The organism is Bowmanella denitrificans (genome assembly GCF_002887595.1).
Taxonomy (GTDB): Bacteria; Pseudomonadota; Gammaproteobacteria; order Enterobacterales; family Alteromonadaceae; genus Bowmanella; species Bowmanella denitrificans.
The window spans coordinates 89,020-106,393 of record NZ_PEBU01000008.1; the positions used below are offsets into that span (position 1 = coordinate 89,020).

At 49.7% G+C, this 17,374-nt stretch carries 10 protein-coding genes and 1 pseudogene; 9 read left to right on the forward strand and 2 right to left on the reverse strand.

What is annotated here, in order from left to right; all coding sequences use genetic code 11:
• Positions 1-304: 304 nt before the first annotated feature.
• The 9 genes and pseudogenes from CSR04_RS15250 to CSR04_RS15285 all read left to right on the forward strand — a co-directional run bounded on the left by CSR04_RS15250 (position 305) and on the right by CSR04_RS15285 (position 16,385).
• Positions 305-6,901, forward strand: a complete 6,597-nt coding sequence (locus CSR04_RS15250) for an ATP-binding hybrid sensor histidine kinase/response regulator (RefSeq protein ID WP_172449383.1) — start codon at positions 305-307, stop codon at positions 6,899-6,901.
• 107 nt (positions 6,902-7,008) lie between these two features.
• Positions 7,009-7,830, forward strand: a complete 822-nt coding sequence (locus CSR04_RS15255) for an SAM-dependent methyltransferase (protein ID WP_102797170.1) — start codon at positions 7,009-7,011, stop codon at positions 7,828-7,830.
• A 25-nt stretch (positions 7,831-7,855) separates the two neighbouring features.
• Positions 7,856-8,146 carry a hypothetical protein gene (locus tag CSR04_RS15260; RefSeq protein ID WP_102797171.1) on the forward strand — a complete coding sequence of 97 codons (291 nt, stop codon included), beginning with the start codon at positions 7,856-7,858 and terminating at the stop codon, positions 8,144-8,146.
• Positions 8,147-8,217: 71 nt separating this feature from the next.
• Positions 8,218-8,799: pseudogene (locus CSR04_RS25530) on the forward strand (tetratricopeptide repeat protein); the annotation flags it as partial.
• Between the two features lie 417 nt (positions 8,800-9,216).
• A complete protein-coding gene (locus tag CSR04_RS15265) occupies positions 9,217-11,262 on the forward strand; it encodes an ATP-binding protein (RefSeq protein WP_245921656.1) in 2,046 nt (681 codons plus the stop codon).
• A gap of 16 nt (positions 11,263-11,278) precedes the next feature.
• Positions 11,279-12,235: a GGDEF domain-containing response regulator gene (locus tag CSR04_RS15270; protein ID WP_102797173.1), complete on the forward strand. Its 957-nt coding sequence runs from the start codon at positions 11,279-11,281 to the stop codon at positions 12,233-12,235.
• Positions 12,201-14,021 (forward strand): response regulator, encoded by a 1,821-nt coding sequence (locus CSR04_RS15275; protein WP_102797174.1) that lies wholly within the window; start codon positions 12,201-12,203, stop codon positions 14,019-14,021. Before CSR04_RS15270 ends, CSR04_RS15275 begins: the two co-directional genes overlap by 35 nt.
• A gap of 15 nt (positions 14,022-14,036) precedes the next feature.
• Positions 14,037-14,426 carry a response regulator gene (locus tag CSR04_RS15280; protein WP_102797175.1) on the forward strand — a complete coding sequence of 130 codons (390 nt, stop codon included), beginning with the start codon at positions 14,037-14,039 and terminating at the stop codon, positions 14,424-14,426.
• A 78-nt stretch (positions 14,427-14,504) separates the two neighbouring features.
• The gene (locus tag CSR04_RS15285) at positions 14,505-16,385 is read left to right on the forward strand and encodes a diguanylate cyclase (protein WP_102797176.1); all 1,881 of its coding nucleotides are present in this window, start codon (positions 14,505-14,507) and stop codon (positions 16,383-16,385) included.
• 13 nt (positions 16,386-16,398) lie between these two features.
• Here CSR04_RS15285 and CSR04_RS15290 read toward each other — a convergent pair whose 3' ends face one another.
• Entirely contained in the window at positions 16,399-17,007 is a 609-nt protein-coding gene (locus tag CSR04_RS15290; RefSeq protein WP_102797177.1) for a chemotaxis protein CheC, read from the reverse strand.
• A complete protein-coding gene (locus CSR04_RS15295) occupies positions 16,994-17,371 on the reverse strand; it encodes a response regulator (protein ID WP_102797178.1) in 378 nt (125 codons plus the stop codon). Before CSR04_RS15295 ends, CSR04_RS15290 begins: the two co-directional genes overlap by 14 nt.
• Between the last annotated feature and the right edge of the window lie 3 nt (positions 17,372-17,374).

Here is a 17,374-nt window from a genome sequence, read left to right on the forward strand (position 1 = left end):
AGCGCACGTGCATGTATCAAAAAACAGCCTCTGCACACAACAGGCATTGGCACATGCCAGCGAGTTGTGCGATGCAACAGAAAGGTTATTGCAGACTGTACTCAGATTTTGTACAAACGCCTGAAACAGGAAAAAGATATGTGCAGCAAAGCGTAGCAGAAAACCATGACACTTTGTTATAAGCACTGGATTTAATTGGTGAAACTATGACCAACTGACGGTTCAGCCGCTATTATCTATTCTTAACAATCATCGCACTCTCATTTAAGCTTGGTTTTCTGAAAAGGTCCGCATTGGTATGGGCATGGACAAACTTGATAATTACAATCGCCTGACGGAACTCCCGGCTTTAAGCACGAACATCAGGCTTTTCAAGGCGCTGTCGGTACAGGGTGAAGCCTTGTTTATCAAGCAACGCGATATCGGCAAAGATGCGGATACCTCTGCCACAGAGATGCCCGACATGGACTGTCTGGCAGTAACATTAAGCGCATTCAGTGAAGCCGGTCAGTATGTTGAAGTACTGGCCATAAACGAACATGAGCTGGATCTGTGGCAATTGGTTTCCCGTCTACCCAAACAGGACCTGAATTTACGCTTGCAAGCGATGCTGCAACTGGCCCAGGCTGTAGCAGAGATTCATGCACAAAAACTTATTTGTGGTTACCTTAATCCCAGAGCACTTTACTGGAATAACGACGCCAGTAGTCTGAGTATTTTGGATTTAGGCCACCCAAGCGTGGTCAGTCAGGTAAACCGGCACAGCCTTCAGGGTCAGCTTGACCCGGTATTATTGAAAGTCATGGCACCGGAGGTCACAGGGCGGGTTAATTGCCCGATGGATAATCGTTCTGACCTGTATTCCTTGGGAACCTTGTGTTATTTCCTGGCAACTGACAGGTTCCCGTTTGAAGCAGACGATGGCATGGAACTTATTCACGCCCAAATTGCCTCCACCGCGCCGCCACCAAAAGAACTAAACCCTGGTCTGCCCACACAAGTCAGCAAAATAATCGAGCGGTTGCTCAACAAAAACCCCAATGACAGATATGGAGATATCCAGGGGGTACTGCAAGATTTACAACAATGTCAGCAGCAATGGCAGAAGTCAGCCAGCATCAGCGCTTTTCCGATGTCGGTGTCATTAGGCAGCCAGCGACTGCATTTTTCCAACCAACTATATGGCCGAGATACACAAGTTCGTCAGTTACAAGGTTTATTTGAACGCACCCTGGTGGAAAAGCAAAGCCACTTACTTTGTATCAAGGGTTATTCAGGGATCGGAAAAACCGCCATAGTTGAGCAACTTGCCCAACCGGGCCTGACCAACAAAGCCAATTTCATTCGCGGTAAATGCGAACAGTTTCAACGTGATGGCCTGTTTGGTGCCATCCTCGAAGCATTGGGTGAGCTGGCGGAGCAGCTATTGCAGGAAAATGCCGCGCAATTGGCGCATTGGCAACAATGCCTGCAGCAAGCGGCGGGCGATGACGCATACTTGCTAGCAGCCTTTATGCCGCAATGGCTGCCAATAACCGGCCCCGCCCAGAACAGTGACGCTGCCGATTATCAGGATACCAGATTCAGTAAGCTGCTAATCCGGCTGTTTAAAGTGTTCGCCCAACAGCAGCGCCCTGTGGTGCTATTTCTGGATGATATGCAATGGGCCGATACCGCCAGTTTAAATCTGTTGGAAGAGCTGCTGACCGATAAGCAAATAGATAATTTGTTGGTTTTACTGGCATACCGTGACAATGAAGTCAGCGATACCCACCCTTTGCTGTATTGTCTGACCCGCATCGGCAAATCAGGTGTCAGGGTTGAACAGATGCAGGTTGATGCGTTAGCAGATTCAGCGGTGCAGGAACTACTGGCAGACACCCTGGGCAAACCTAAAGGCGAGCTGACAGCATTAACCGCTTTGCTGATGCAAAAAACCAATGGTAACCCCTATTTTGTGCGCCAGTTCTTACTGACATTGCATGATCAGGGCTTGTTACAACGCGACACTCAGGGACACTGGTATTGGGATGTAACAGAAATTGCCCAACAGAAAATTACCGACAACCTGGTTGAGCTTACCACCTTGCGATTTGAACGCTTGTCGGCCCATAGCCGCCGCCTGCTGAGTATCGCGGCCCTGATAGGCAATAGCAGCCAATGCCAGATATTGGCTGAGCTGTTGGGGCTAACACGCCAGCAGTTGGAAATGCACATCGCCGAGATTGTTCAGGAAGGCATTATGACGGCCTTTACCGATACCAAAGGTGCCCGGATTGAGTCGCTACGCTTTAACCATGACAAATTGCAGCAGGCCGCATACAAACTGTGCAGTGAGCAAACCCAGATGCAACTGCATCTGGCCATAGGTGAGTATTATCTGGAAAATTACCCGGCTGCACAGCTCAATGATGTAGTACTTGAATTTGTCAACCATCTGAACGCAGCCAGCAGGCTGTTTGTGGCCAACCATAACAGGTTGTCACTGGCCAACTTTAACCTGCAGGCGGGTGAAAAAGCCCTGGCGGCCAACGCTCACAGTGCTGCCAGAGATTACCTGAGTATTGCCGCAGGCTTGCTGGAAGAAAGCGACTGGCATGAACACCACGATGTGTGTTTTAAGGTTAAGCTGGCAATGGCCAGCAGTTTTTATCTAACCCAGGCCTACGAGGAAGCCGGGCATCTTTGCCAGGCTTTGCTGGAGCATGTCCGGGACCTGACCGATAAACTGCGAGTCACCAAGTTGCAGCTACTGATCTTGTACGGCCAGAATCAGCTTCCTGAGGTGTACCAGCTTGGCGCGCAGGTGTTAGTTGAAGCCGGTATTGATATTCGCGAGCCTGCCGGTATTGCGACCCGCTATCTGGAACTGGAGCAGCATTATGATAAAAACAACATTGCTGGCCTTATTCATAAACCGGCCTTGAAAGACGAGAAGCTGAAACTGGCCATCGAGGCCTTGAATGTGCTTTCCACCGCAGCCTATATTCTGGGGCCGGATCATTATCTTACCGTGACCCATGCGATTGTCGCTCTGAGTGTCACTCAGGGTAACTCGGCACCAGCCAGCCGCGCATACGGCTCCCATGCCATCATTCTCAGCGGTGCTTATGGACAGTATCAGCAAGCACTGCAGTTTGCCGACCTGGCCATTGAAGTGGACAGACGTTACCAACATTTGTACACCCCTGAAGTGCAGTTCCAGAAAGCCGCCGCTGTTCTGCCCTGGGTTGCGCCCCTGGCGCAGAGCCTCGACAGTCTGGAGAGCAATATTTATCTGGCCATGGATGACAGCAACATAGAGTTTGCCGTGCATTCCGCGCTGTTTTTCGGCTTTTATCTGTGTTTAAGCGGCAAGCCGCTGGACAGAGTTAATGTGCAGATGGACAAGTATGCACGTTTTATTATGGACAAACGCATTCCCTATAATCTGGAGTTCATCAATCTTTGGCGCCAATACGTGTTGAATCTGCGCGAAGATGAGCAGGACCCATTACTACTGGCGGGGCCAGCCTTTGACGAAGCGGTGCAGGTGGAAGTACTGGAGCAAACCCAGAATCTGACCATTTTGTTTTGCTACCATAGTGTCAAACTGATGCTGGCATATTTGCACGATGATCTGGAGCTGGCCGCGCATCACTATCAGGCCGCTGAACCATTGGCGGCTGTGGCGTTTTCACTGTATCACCAAACCGAATTTCACTTTTTTGCGGCATTACTGGCTGCCCGGCTCAGCCAGACTGAGCACGACTCATGGTATCAGGTACTGCAAGGTAAACTGACACTACTGCAAAACTGGGCCATTAACGCCCCAGACAATCACCAGCACAAAGTGCTGCTGTTGGAAGCCGAACTGGCCAGGCTTAATAAGCAGGCTGCCGGCTGGCAACAATATGAAACCGCCATTCAGGCAGCACAGCAGTCAGGCTTTATCCAGCATCAGGCCATTGCCGAAGAACGTTACGCAGATTATTGGCTGCAAATGGGCAACCTGGATTTTGCTCAGCAGTTGCAAAGCAAAGCCTATCAGAACTTTAAGTTCTGGGGGGCTATCAGCAAGGTGCGCCATATGCGTCTGCGTCAAGTCGCAGGCCAGGCCGGTCAGGCAGACCAGGTGCAGCGCAGCGAAGATCTGGATTTAGTATCGGTATTTAAGGCATCAGAAACCTTAAGTGGTAAAGTCAATCTGCGCGCCTATCTGGACAAAATGATCCATATTATTGTCGAAAATGCCGGCGCGCAGGCCGGCACATTGCTGTTTGTTGACGATGAAGGCGTGTTAAAAGTCCGCGCCGGTTATCCGGAAATTCGCCAGCATGAAGACTTGCCTCACAGTTTGTTAACCCTGGTCAGCCGTACCCTTAAGCCGAAACTGCTCAACAATATTGCGCAGGCCGGCAGTCTGGCCCGAGATCCTTACCTACAGCGCAGCCAACCCCAGTCTCTGCTCTGTATTCCTGTGATCGTAACCGGCAGTTATCGCGGTATTCTGTACTTAGAGCACTTCGACATGAGCGGTGCCTTTCCCCAGGACAGAGTGAACGTACTGCAGTTGCTGGCCAACCAGACTGCGGTGATGTTTGACAACACCAGGCTTTATCATAAAGTGATCGAGGCCAACAAAAACCTCGAGCGCAAGGTCCAGCAGCGCACCGCCGAGCTGGCGGCGTCTAAGCTGAAAGCAGAAGAAGCCACTCAGGCAAAGTCATCGTTTCTGGCCAAAATGAGTCATGAAATCCGCACCCCTATCAATGCGGTAATTGGCCTGAGCCGCCTGGCCATAAAAACCGAGTTGGATTCGGAACAACTGGACTACGTGAGCAAAATTCAGGAATCAGGCGAAACCCTGTTAGGTCTGGTCAACGACATTCTGGATTTTTCCAAGATCGAAGCAGGCAAAATGACACTGGAACACTGCAGCTTTTCACTCAGTAAGCTGGTGCAGCGTTCCATCAATCTGAACGCCTTCAGAGCACACGCCAAGGGTCTGGAACTGCTTTGTGATATAGAGCGTGATGTACCCGACCTGTTGCTGGGCGACCCGTTGCGGATCCAGCAAATCTTGGTGAACTTGCTGTCCAATGCCATAAAATTCACCGATCAGGGCCTGGTGCATATCCAGCTCAGCGGCAAAGCCAATGAGCAGAATCAGGTGCAGTTGCATATCAGCGTACGGGATACCGGAATTGGCATGAGTGAGGAACAACAAAGCAGGCTGTTCCAGTCATTTACTCAGGCAGACGATTCGGTCACACGTAAATACGGCGGCAGCGGCCTGGGACTGACCATCAGTAAACAGCTCTGTGATTTAATGCAGGGGCAAATCTGGCTGGAAAGCGAACTGGGCAAAGGGTCCTGTTTCCATGTCAGTCTGCCACTTAGCCGTTCAATGCAAACTGAAGCCAATCCTTTGTTCAACCCCACCCGCATGGCAAAAATGAAAGTGCTGGTGGTCGACGATGTGGCCCTGGCCAGAAAGTTGTTGCGTGGCCTATTGCAGGACGTTGGTATCAGCGCAGACGAAGCCAGTAGTGGTGCCCAGGCGATTGACATGGTCAGGCAAGCCGCCACCGACAAAAACTGTTACGACACGATTCTGATGGACTGGCGCATGCCGGAGATGGACGGCATCGAAACGTCCAAACGCATTCAGCAAATGGGATTGACGGAATCACCCCGCATTCTGATGGTGACCGCCTATGATAAACAAGAGGCCAGAAAACAACTGGGAAGCACCATTATCAACCAGTTTCTGGAAAAGCCGGTGAATCATTCCACATTGGTGGATGCCCTGACCAATGTGATGGCGGGGCAATTAAATGATAACGAAGAGCAGCACAAAGGGCCGCTGGCCGTTCCTGATCTGCGTCAGTACCGTATTTTGTTGGTGGAAGACAATGCCATCAACCGCCAGGTGGCCTTGGGAATATTAAAAGACACTGGTGTCAGGGTGGAAACCGCTGAAAATGGCCTGGTAGCGCTGGAGAAGCTTCAGCAACAAACCTTTGATCTGGTGTTAATGGACATTCAGATGCCCCATATGGATGGTCTGACCGCGACCAATCTGATTCGCCACCAGCTTAAGCTTGCCGATTTACCTGTGGTGGCAATGACCGCCCACGTGATGGAAGCCGATCGCCAGAAAAGTCTGGAAGTGGGTATGAACGAACATATCTGTAAACCTCTGGAACCTGATGTGCTGTTCCAAACTCTGAGCCAGCTGCTGCAGGACAGGGCATTAACCAGGACCGGGAAATTGCCCGTCAGCCAACAGCCCGAGGCTGATACAGCTTTACTTGGCAAAGTGGCACGCATCAAACTGTTATCCAGCAAACAAGCCATCAATAATATGAGTGGTAAAACTCAACTGTATTTAAGCTTGCTACAGGATTTTTATTTTGAACAACAGGAAACGCCAATTCAGCTTCAACATTTATTGGTCAGTGGCAAGCTCGACGAATTATTGCGTTTGGTGCATTCATTAAAATCGACCTCTGCTTATATCGGCGCGTTCGACATATCCAAACGTTGCGGGGAAGTGGAAAGCCTGTTGCTGAAAAAAACCTGTGATGAAAAGGCCCTGGCCGCCATCAGTCATCAGTTACAGGAATTACTGGAAGCACTCAGTCCGCTGTTCCAAGCCCCAAATGGCAGTGGTAGCGCTGAACATTTTAACCCGCAGCAGTTCCGCCAAACGCTGGTGAAATTACTGCCCCTGCTGCAACAATCGGACTTTGCTGCCGAAGAGCAACTGGCGCAGCTGCTGGGGTTATGCCAGCAAACCGAATATGCAGAAAAACTGGAAGAAATTAATCGTCGGGTGGCAGATATTGAATACGAAAAGGCAGCGACTTTAGCCTCTGAATTATTAGCCAGCCTGGATAATGACCAAGTGACCTAGCAAGTTAACCGCCCTAATCCGGCACCAAGCCTATTGCGCTGCGCCTGATTGTTTTTTATGCTTGCGCAGTAAGGATAACAACAACTACAAAAATTGAGGGAACGCCCGTGAAAAAAGGTCGTCTTACCATTGCAGGCTGCGGTCTGCATCCGGGCCATATGACGCTGGAAACCCAGAGTCTGATTGAACATGCCGAAATTGTGCTTTTGGTGGCCCCGAATCCCCTGTCTATCCAGCATATACTGCAGCTCAATGCCAATACCGAGCATCTGGGGCGTTTTTATAATATGGGCTTCTCGCGCCCGGAAATTTACCGGCAAATGGCCAAACGTATTATTGAATTGGTCACGGCCGGCAAAGATGTCTGCACGGTATTTTATGGTCATCCCGGCGTATTTGTTTCTTCTACCCGGATGGCCAGCCGGGTTCTTAAGCCTTTAGGTCACCAGGTCCGCATGCTACCCGGCATTTCTGCCGATGCCTGCCTGTATGCTGATTTGGATCTGGACCCGGCCGATACCGGCTGCCAGTCTTATGAATCCACCCGCTTCTTACTTACCCGCCGCCAGGTAGACAGCAGCGCCGCGCTGATTTTATGGCAGGTGGGTCTAACCGGTGAGCACAGTATGGATCACTTTCAACCCGGCGAGCAGGGACTGGCTGCCCTGACGAAACTGCTGTTGCAAAGCTACCCGGCCGATCATCAGGTATGCTTATACGAAGCACCGATTTTTCCCGGCTTTGAACCGAAAAAGGACTGGCTGGCCCTGGCCGATTTACCCGGTGCTACAGTCAATACCGTCAGTACCTTGTATATACCGGCCTGTCAGGCCCCGGAATTTGCCGCAGACCGCCTCGCCTGGCTGGGTCTGACGGAAGCGGATATTCATCATTGGGATGAGTATGAAGAAGTAGAGTGTGATATTTAACCCATAACAACAAAAGGAAAGCCTTATGGATAACCTAAGCCGTTTCTACCTGGAGCTGGCCACCAATGCCAGCAAACTGGACGCCTTCAATAATGGCAGCAATGCCGCCGAATTGGTCGCTAACCGCCAACGTTTGTTAGCTGAAGCTGGAGTGGAAGACGCTGATAAGTTACTGACTATGGATAGTGAATCATTGCGTCAAAGTATGGCTAAAACTCTGATTAGCATAACTGGAGATTGGAAGGGATTAGAAAAAAGCTCAAGTAATAAAGATAATAAAAGCAACATAGTTTCAATCAAGAAATATAATCATTAAAAATCATGAGCCAACTTCCCTTTCTTGCAATATTAACTTTCAGTTTTTTCATTCTAATGAAATCATTTGCAATGGATAAGGAAAGTTTGGCTCAAAACTCTCTTGAAATCACTAAAATTTCAACTGAGATAGAATCAATCGCTAGAGAAAACCCATCTAAAGCTATAGAAATAGCATTGCAAAACCTAAACAAAATAACATATATACAATTTTCTAAGGAACGAGCAACATTACTCAACTCTTTGTCATATGCGTATTATATGCAAGGTGACTACAAGAGCTCATTGAATTACGCAAAAGAGGTGGAAAAATCAGCAAAAAAAATTAATTCACCCGAAATATTAGCTCGTTCTTATATGCTTCAGGGCAATGTACTTCAGGGTGTCAACGAATATCCTAGTGCAATTGAAAGATATTTAATAGCTATCAAACTATATAAAGAGTCGAATAACAAATTATATCTTGGATACACCTACAACAACTTAGCTAACACTTACGAAAGATCCGGGAAATATGATTCTGCTTTAGAATATTATGATCTCTTTAGAACTACAGTTAAGGGGATTGCTAGCACTGGAAGTGCAGATCTTGGAAGCGGAGATGTATTGCTTGCGAAGGGAAATCCCCAAGAGGCGAAAACTTATTACGAAGAAGCTCAAAGAAAATACCTATCTGAAAATGATAAATTCGGTTCACTTCTGGCAACTAGCGCTATCGGAAACTCTCTTTCAAAAATAGGAGAGGACGATTTAGCCTTAGAAAAGTATCACGAAGCAATAATCGAGTCACAGAAGATTGGATTCAAATTTATAGAGCTTTCTGCAAGATTGAGAACTGCAGAATCTTATTACAGGATAGAAAATTATGATGCTGCACTCGACTTTTCAAAAACCTCATTAAATTTAGCAAATGATATTGGTGAACGACTTGAACAAGTTGAAGCTCACAGATTAATATCAAAAATATTGGAGGAAACAGGGAATCCCCAAGACGCCCTTCTACATTTAAAAAAGGCTCAATCGATACAAGATGAGTATCAAAATGAGAAAGCCTCAAACCAGTTGACCGTAATGCAGGCCCTATTCGAAAGCGAAGCCAAAGAAGCCCAGATAGCGGAATTGGAAGAGCAAAACCAGATGCTGCAACTTGAGCAGCAGGTTAGTCAGAAACGCACCGAAAATGCCTGGCTCACCGCGACACTGCTTTTGGGTATGTTGGGTGCCATCGCCCTCTGGGCGATGCTGATGCAGCGGGAAAAAATACGCCTGGCCAAACTCAGTCAGCAGTTAACGGTGGCCCGCCGTCAGGCTGAAGCGGCGACCGAAGCAAAATCCGCCTTTCTGGCCAGAATGAGCCATGAAATCCGTACCCCGATCAATGCCGTTACCGGCCTTAGTCGCCTGGCACTGGACAGCCAGAATGAGCGTGAGCAACGGGGCCATCTGGTGAATATTCTGGATGCAGGTGAAATACTGCTGCGTCTGGTGGACGATATTCTGGATTTTTCCCGTATTGAGGCAGGCAAACTCTCTATCGAATGTGTGGCACTGGCACCTCGCGAATTGCTAAAAAGCACCCTGAATATGCATATTGTTCAGGCCAATGCCAAAGGCCTGGCACTGGTTGAAGATATCGCCGCGGATATGCCCCGCCAACTGCTTGGCGACCCCTGGCGCATCAAGCAAATACTGAATAATCTGGTTGGCAATGCCATTAAGTTTACCGAGCAGGGCACGGTGACAGTACGCCTTTGTGCTAATCCTGCCCCGGACCAGCCGGATCTGCTGATGCTGGAAGGCGCAGTCAGTGATACCGGCATTGGCCTGAGTCAGGATCAGCAGGATGCCTTGTTCCAGTCCTTTAGCCAGGCTGATGATTCCATCACCCGGCGCTTTGGTGGCACCGGCCTGGGACTGGCCATTTGCAAGCAGTTATGTGACTTAATGGGTGGCCGTATCTGGGTGGAAAGTGAACCTGGCCAAGGCTCAACATTCAGATTTGAACTGCCGCTTAAACGCCTTGCTGGCAATCCGCAGCCTTGCCAGGACAACTATCTTCCCAAGGGCATTCCTGACTGGTCACAATACCGGTTGTTGCTGGTGGAAGACAATGAAGTGAATCGCCAGGTGGCCATAGGGTTATTGCAAAAAACCGCGATTGAGATACAAGTGGCAGAACACGGCCAACAGGCGCTGGACAGATTAAAGGACGAGTTTTTTGATCTGGTTTTAATGGATATTCAAATGCCGGTTATGGACGGCCTGACTGCCGCTATTTTGATTCGCCAGGATCTCGAGTTACAGTTACCGATCATCGCCATGACGGCCCATGCCATGGAAGCCGACCGGCAAAAAAGCGTTAAGGCTGGTATGGATGGCCACCTTGCCAAACCGATAGATACCCAGACCCTGTATAGCTTACTGGGCAAGTATCTGCATACCGAGCGCTATTTTTCCCTGGCCTCGCCTGATGCTGAATCCAATGAGCCAACCTGGCAGGTTGAACAACTGGCGGGCCTGAATGTAAAGCAAGCCATTGCCAGATTAGGTGGCAACCCGCAATTGTATCAGTCATTGCTGGGGGCTTTTTTTCGTGACCAGAAAGAGACCGCCGGTCAGTTGCGCCAGTTGCTGGCCCAACACGACCACTCCACATTGTTCAGGTTAATCCATTCGCTGAAATCCAGCAGCGCTTATATCGGCGCGTCAGGCTTATCGGCTCAGTGCGGCGCACTGGAGGCTATACTTGAACAAGGCCCTTGTGATCCTAAGCCCTTGTTAAAGGTCGCGGATGACCTGGAAGCCCTGTTAAATACGCTGGCGCCAGTATTCGAATCCAGCGACCAAAGCAGCCCACAGGCGATTGACGAGAGTGAGCTCAGGAGCCAACTGCAGCAAATACTTGCACTGCTGAAACAATCGGATTTTATGGTGGAGGAAAAACTGGCGGCGCTGCAAAAATTGTTGGCCGGAGGCCCTTATGCGGAACAAATTGCCCGCCTGGTCAAAAAAGTCGATGATGTGGAATACGAGCGGGCCGGTGAGTTGGTTGCAGAGATGTTGGCAGAGCTACAGGATGCCGCGCCGCACCATAAACTTAAAGTGTTGAACCCTTAATCTTGGATCCTGACAGATGCTGGCTAAACAGCGGGTGTTGATCATCGATGATGAAAAAACCAACCTAAAAATTCTCAGTGACATACTGCGAGACGAAGTTGAAGTGATATTGGCCAAAGATGGTCCTCAGGGTATTCGTAAAGCCGGGGAATATGCCCCGGATCTGATCCTGCTGGATGTCGTCATGCAAGACATGAATGGCTTTGACGTCATCAGTCACCTTAAGCATGACGCCACCACCAGCGCCATTCCGGTGATTTTTATTACCTCGCTGGGTGATGTCAGCCATGAGGAAAAAGGCTTATTGCTAGGTGCTTGTGACTATATTCAGAAGCCGTTCCACGCCGCTATCGTGCTGGCCAGAATTAAACTGCATCTGCAGTTGGGCAGACAGCGGCTGATGCTGGAAAAGCTCGCTAATATTGATCCACTGACGTCGGTAGCCAATCGTCGTCGTTACGACGAAGTGTTGCACAAAGAATGGCGGGTGGCAGTTCGCAACAAGGCGCCGCTGTCGCTGGTAATGATAGATATTGATAATTTCAAACAGTTTAATGATCGCCATGGCCACGCGGCAGGTGACAGGGTGTTGCAGGAAGTGGCGCAAACCCTGAATGAGCAATTAAAACGTCCACGGGATTTACTGGCCCGCTACGGTGGCGAGGAGTTTGTGGTGCTTTTGCCTGATATTGACCGGGCCGGCAGTATGGAAGTGATGGAAAATTGCAGACTGGCCATCCAGGCCCTACAGTTGGATCATCCCTTTTGTGAAAACAGGCAAAACGTGACGATAAGTATTGGCGGCATTACTTGTAGTCCTACAATGAAAAACCGTCCGGAGGACAGCCTTAAACTGGCTGACGACATGCTTTACCTGGCTAAGCACCAGGGCAAGAACAGGGTAATGTGGTTTGGCGAAGAACAGGGAGTGATCCAGCATGACAACAGCGCACCCAACGGTACTGCTGGTTGATGACGAAAAAGCCAACCTAAGGCTACTCAGCGATCTACTGCGACAGGACGCCGGTATCATCCTGGCGCAAAGTGGTAACCAGGCCATTGAAAAAGCGGTGGCCATGCAACCGGACTTGATTCTGCTGGATATTCTGATGCCGGGCATGGATGGCTTTGACACCCTGCGCGCCCTTAAATCCATGCCGCAAACCAGCGACATACCGGTGATTTTTATTACCGGCCTGGACAACCCACAAAAGGAACAAGAGGGGCTGCGTCTGGGTGCGCAGGATTACATTCACAAACCTTTTAACATTGACGTGGTAAAAGCCAGAATCGCCACCCAACTGGAAATCGTCCGAAGCAGAAGGGAGCTGCAAACGCTGTCTGAGGATCTAAGCCGGGCCAGTGAGGCCAAAAGCCGCTTTCTGGCCAATATGAGCCACGAAATACGCACCCCACTGACCAGTATTATCGGCTATGCAGAAGCGTTACTGGCGGGAGAGTTTAACGGCGATGAGCAGCAGGCAATCAAAGCCATCAGCGTCAGTGGCAAGCATTTGCTGACTTTGCTAAATGACGTGCTGGACCTGTCGAAGATAGAAGCGGGCAAGCTGGAAGTGGAATTGTTACCGGTAAATTTAGCGGCACTGCTTGAAGAAGTGCAGATGCTGGTCGCCGACAACGCCAGAAAAAAGCATCTGACCTTTTCGATGGACCTGGCCAACAACCTTCCACAGGGGATTCTTACCGATCCTGTACGCCTTAAACAGATCCTGGTTAACCTGCTGTCAAATGCGATTAAATTTACCCCCGAGGGAGAAGTTAGCCTGTCTGTCAGCCAGCAAGGCGAGAAGATGTGTTTTACCGTGCGAGATACCGGACCTGGTATCGACAAAGCCCGGCAGGCAGAATTATTTGCCCCTTTTACCCAGGGTGATTCTTCTATCAGCCGGGAGTTTGGCGGTACCGGGCTGGGCCTGAGTATTTCTGCGCAATTGGCGGCGAAATTGTCTGGCCATATTCATCTTGACAGCACACCAGGTCAGGGCAGTAGCTTTAGTCTTTATCTGCAAGCCCAGCCCTGTCAAATCCCCGGTAAATATGATGCCATAGGTACCAACAAAGGCCAGCTCAACGGCAAAGTATTGCTGGCCGAAGATTCCACCGAAAGCCGCCAGTTACTCAAACGTATGCTGCAAAGCCAGGGACTGTTGGTGAAGGCAGTGGAAAATGGTCAGCAGTTGCTGGAAGCTGCCATGGCCGAAGAATTTGATTTGATATTGTCGGATATCAGTATGCCGACCATGGACGGATTGCAGGCCATTAAGTTGATGCGTGCGGTTGGCGTAGATACCGCGGTTATTGCCCTGACCGCCAATGTGATGAGTCAGGACATTAAGGTCTATCTTGAATCCGGTTTTACCGACCACCTATCCAAACCCATTGACCGGCAAAAATTCGCTAAACTGCTGAATACCTATCTTCCCAATTGCCAGAATGTTGATGAACTGCATATGCCAGGAGAGGAAATGCAGCAGTTGATGCAGCAGTTTGTGCGTGGCTTACCTGCTCATTTAAGAGCCATACAACAAGCGTATCAGCAAAATAATATTGCACAGCTGGAACAATTGGCACATAAGCTCAGAGGCACCGCTGCGTTGTTTCAGTTCAAACAAATCAGCGAAATGGCCAGGCGCCTGGAACATCGTCTGCCCATTGACAAGCTACCACTGGCTCTTGACGACCTGAGCCAGGAAGTGGAAAAACTGGTCGCCGATACGGACAAGCTGTCCGCAGACTAATTCAAGGAGTCCACTATGCCATACAGGGAAATGACCGCCCTGATTGTTGATGATGATGCCGATGTCAGGGCTTTTTTACGTACCGCACTGCGCAGTCTGTTTAGCTGTAATCTGATGGAAGCCTCTTGCGGAGACACCGCAGTGGGTATCTATACAAAAAACCAGATAGATTTGGTGTTTCTGGATATTCAGATGCCGGGAAAAGACGGTATGGCCATCTTACGCGAATTAAAGCAAACCGACGCCAATGCCAAGATAGTGATGGTAAGCGCCCATGGCACCATGGATTATGTTACCGAAGCCATCAAACTGGGGGCGTCGGGTTTTATCCTGAAACCTTTCCATCTGCAGAAAATTAAGGCCATTGTTGAAAAATTAATGGGCCCCGCCACCAGTCCGGCCTAGGGGCGCACAATAAGGACTTTGCCACAGGCGTGACCTTTGCGGCATAATTGCGCAAAATTACCGCAAAAGGAATGCACATTGCGCCTGTTGAGCCTGACCGGTTTATTGTTGTATAGCTGCCTGTCGTCTTCGCTGTATGCCGCATCCAACCAATGGTTGGCGCAACTCGAAGCACCTTTCCAGCAATGGCAAGCATTGATCAAAACCAACCCACATCTGCTGTTGGAACAGCTACACTCTATGCCTGCGGAGCATAAAAACACCGCGTTAAAACAAGCTCAATACCATCTACTGATGAGCCATGCCAGCGGCGCTCTGGTGTTGCCAGAACAATCCATACAAGAAGCACAGGCCGGGCTCAGCCTGGTGACGTTGGATGAACAGCCCTGGTTATACCACCAATTACAGCTTAGCCTGGCCCTGGCGCTGGATTTAGACGGTGCCCCCGCCAAAGGGTTAGACGCAGTGACCCAGGCCCTGCTGTGGGCAGAAAGACACGACGATGCAAACCTGCTGGTGGCGGCCCTGATGACCCGCGGCACGTTGTTAAACAGTCTGACCGACTACTTAGGTGCCATGGCCGATTTGCAACGCGCCTATAATCTGGCGCCGCAACAAAGTGACGATATTGCCAGAGCGGATATTGCCGGTGCATTGGCGCTGGTCTATGAATATCGGGGAGAGGATAACCTTTCTTTGCCTTATTTTCAGGAAGCGGTGGATTACTACCGTCAGCAGCCGGCCTCGGTCAGCCTGAGTATTTATCTGTATGGTCTGGGCCGGGCGAATAAGAACCAGGGCAATACAGATACTGGCCGGGCACAACTGCAGGAATCGGCAAAAATATCTGAACAACTGGAAGACCATCAGGGCGTAGCCTACGCGCTTAAAGAAATAGCCGGTATGGACTTACAAGCGCAGCGCTACACCGAAGCAGAGCGTCAGGCGTTAGAGGCAATACAACTATTCAGGCAAGCCGATAATAACTATATGCTGCTGGATACTGCCCGCTTGTTGTCGAGTATTTATCTGGCACAACAGCAGACCGAAAGAGCCCAAACCTGGCTTCAGCAGGCCCTGCAGGCGCTGGATCCGGTCAGTATGCCTATCCAGAGAGTTGAGTTGGCCATTCAGCAAGCTAAGGTGCTGGCGGCACAGGGCCATTACCAGTCGGCTTTTGACCTTTTATTGCAAAGTACCGACGAGAAACAGGCCATACAAAACAGACAGAGTAGCGAGCAGTTACATCAGCTTCGCAGTCGCTATGAACTGGATGCTCAGGCCCATCAGAATCAAATACTGAATGCCCAGAATCAGTTGCAGCAAACCCAGTTGCAAAGCCAGCAACGCAAAAATCAGCTGCTGATCTTGCTGTTTTTTTGCGCAACCTTAATTTGCACATTGTTACTGTTTCTATTCTATCGCCAACACAGCCACAAACGCGCCCTGCAACAACTGGCCGACACAGACAGTTTGACGGGGCTGCTAAACCGACGTAAAACACTGGCCCTGTTGCAACTGCAGGCCGATCTGGCTAAACGCCATGGTTTTGATTTTTGTGTGGCCTTGGTTGACCTGGACCATTTCAAAAAAATCAATGACAGTCTGGGGCATCAGGGGGGTGACGTGGTATTAAAGCATTTTGCCGATCTTTGTCAAAAAACCCTGAGGCATACAGATATTGTCGGCCGCATAGGCGGTGAGGAATTCCTGATTGCCCTTCCCCATACCAGTATTGACGATGCCGCTGTTCTGATGGAAAAGCTTAGGAAACGCGCCGAAGACATCACCAAGATGATGGCGCTGACTGATTTGCAAGTATCAATTTCAATCGGGCTGGTAAACAATACGCCACCGCGCACTGCCATAGAGCTTCTGGCCCAGGCAGATAAAATCCTGTATTCGGCCAAAGACGCCGGTCGTAACCGGGTTGTTGTGGATATTCCAGCGGTAGCATAAGCCATTGGATTATTTAGCTATCCCCCATGATCAAGCGTAGAAACTTGTTCAACGCGGTTTCCAGACAATGTATGGAATCACCGTCAACCAACAGCACAATATGGCCATCCAACTCCCGGTTACCAAAGCTGAAGCGGATTTTAATCAGCAACATCATCTTGTCGTCCTGCCCCTTATCCAGCAGCTTGGCAATGGCGCCCCAGAACAACTGTGGCGGTTCATAATCAAAATGTTCGTCGAACATGTCTGCCAATGAGGCAAAACAAGCACTTAGCACAATATTGCCCATTTCCCCCAGCGCATCCTGCTCAATGTCGGTCAGGGCGCCCATCGGGACGTCAATGCCCATCATCATACGCACCAACTCCAGGCTGCGCATTTCAGGAATGACCATCATGGCCTGCCCTTTCAAACCACCCGCAAACTTTTGCGCAATAGCACAGACCTCGTGCCCCTGATTCAGATAGTCAACGGCAGTGGGTAGATCACACACATCCACCATGGGCACGCTCATATGGATGTCTTCCCGCACTATTTCGCTAAGAGCAGCAGCAGCCTGATTCACGCTGATATTAAAAACTTCGCTTAGGGCATCCCGCTGCAGGTCGTTAAGATGCAGCATGAAAACGCTCCATATCAATAAGCAACTGTTTGACCACATCTGGATTAACGGGCTTTTTGTAGTACCCCAATCCGGCGTCCTGAACCTGTTGTTGCATGGATCTCTGCACATTGGCAGTTAACAGGCCGATAAAGCATTTTTGCTGACTTTGCTGTAATTGAGTGGCTAACTCCAGGCCATTCATATTGGGCATATTGAAATCCAGCGAGGCACCATGAAACTGGTGCTTAACGGCCAGTTGCAGCGCTTCATCACCACTGCCCGCTTCAAACAACTCCAGATCAGTATGCTGCTCTCGCAAGAAATTGCATACGAATAATCTTGCTACTTTACTGTCATCCACTACCAGAATTTTATAAGGCATAGA

Excerpts from the sequence above, each read along its gene's own strand:
- CSR04_RS15250 (WP_172449383.1), top strand. The coding sequence starts at position 305 with ATGGACAAACTTGATAATTACAATCGCCTGACGGAACTCCCGGCTTTA.
- CSR04_RS15260 (WP_102797171.1), top strand. The coding sequence starts at position 7,856 with ATGGATAACCTAAGCCGTTTCTACCTGGAGCTGGCCACCAATGCCAGC.
- CSR04_RS15265 (WP_245921656.1), top strand. The coding sequence starts at position 9,217 with ATGCAGGCCCTATTCGAAAGCGAAGCCAAAGAAGCCCAGATAGCGGAA.
- CSR04_RS15270 (WP_102797173.1), top strand. The coding sequence starts at position 11,279 with ATGCTGGCTAAACAGCGGGTGTTGATCATCGATGATGAAAAAACCAAC.
- CSR04_RS15275 (WP_102797174.1), top strand. The coding sequence starts at position 12,201 with ATGACAACAGCGCACCCAACGGTACTGCTGGTTGATGACGAAAAAGCC.
- CSR04_RS15280 (WP_102797175.1), top strand. The coding sequence starts at position 14,037 with ATGCCATACAGGGAAATGACCGCCCTGATTGTTGATGATGATGCCGAT.
- CSR04_RS15290 (WP_102797177.1), bottom strand. The coding sequence starts at position 17,007 with ATGCTGCATCTTAACGACCTGCAGCGGGATGCCCTAAGCGAAGTTTTT.
- CSR04_RS15295 (WP_102797178.1), bottom strand. The coding sequence starts at position 17,371 with ATGCCTTATAAAATTCTGGTAGTGGATGACAGTAAAGTAGCAAGATTA.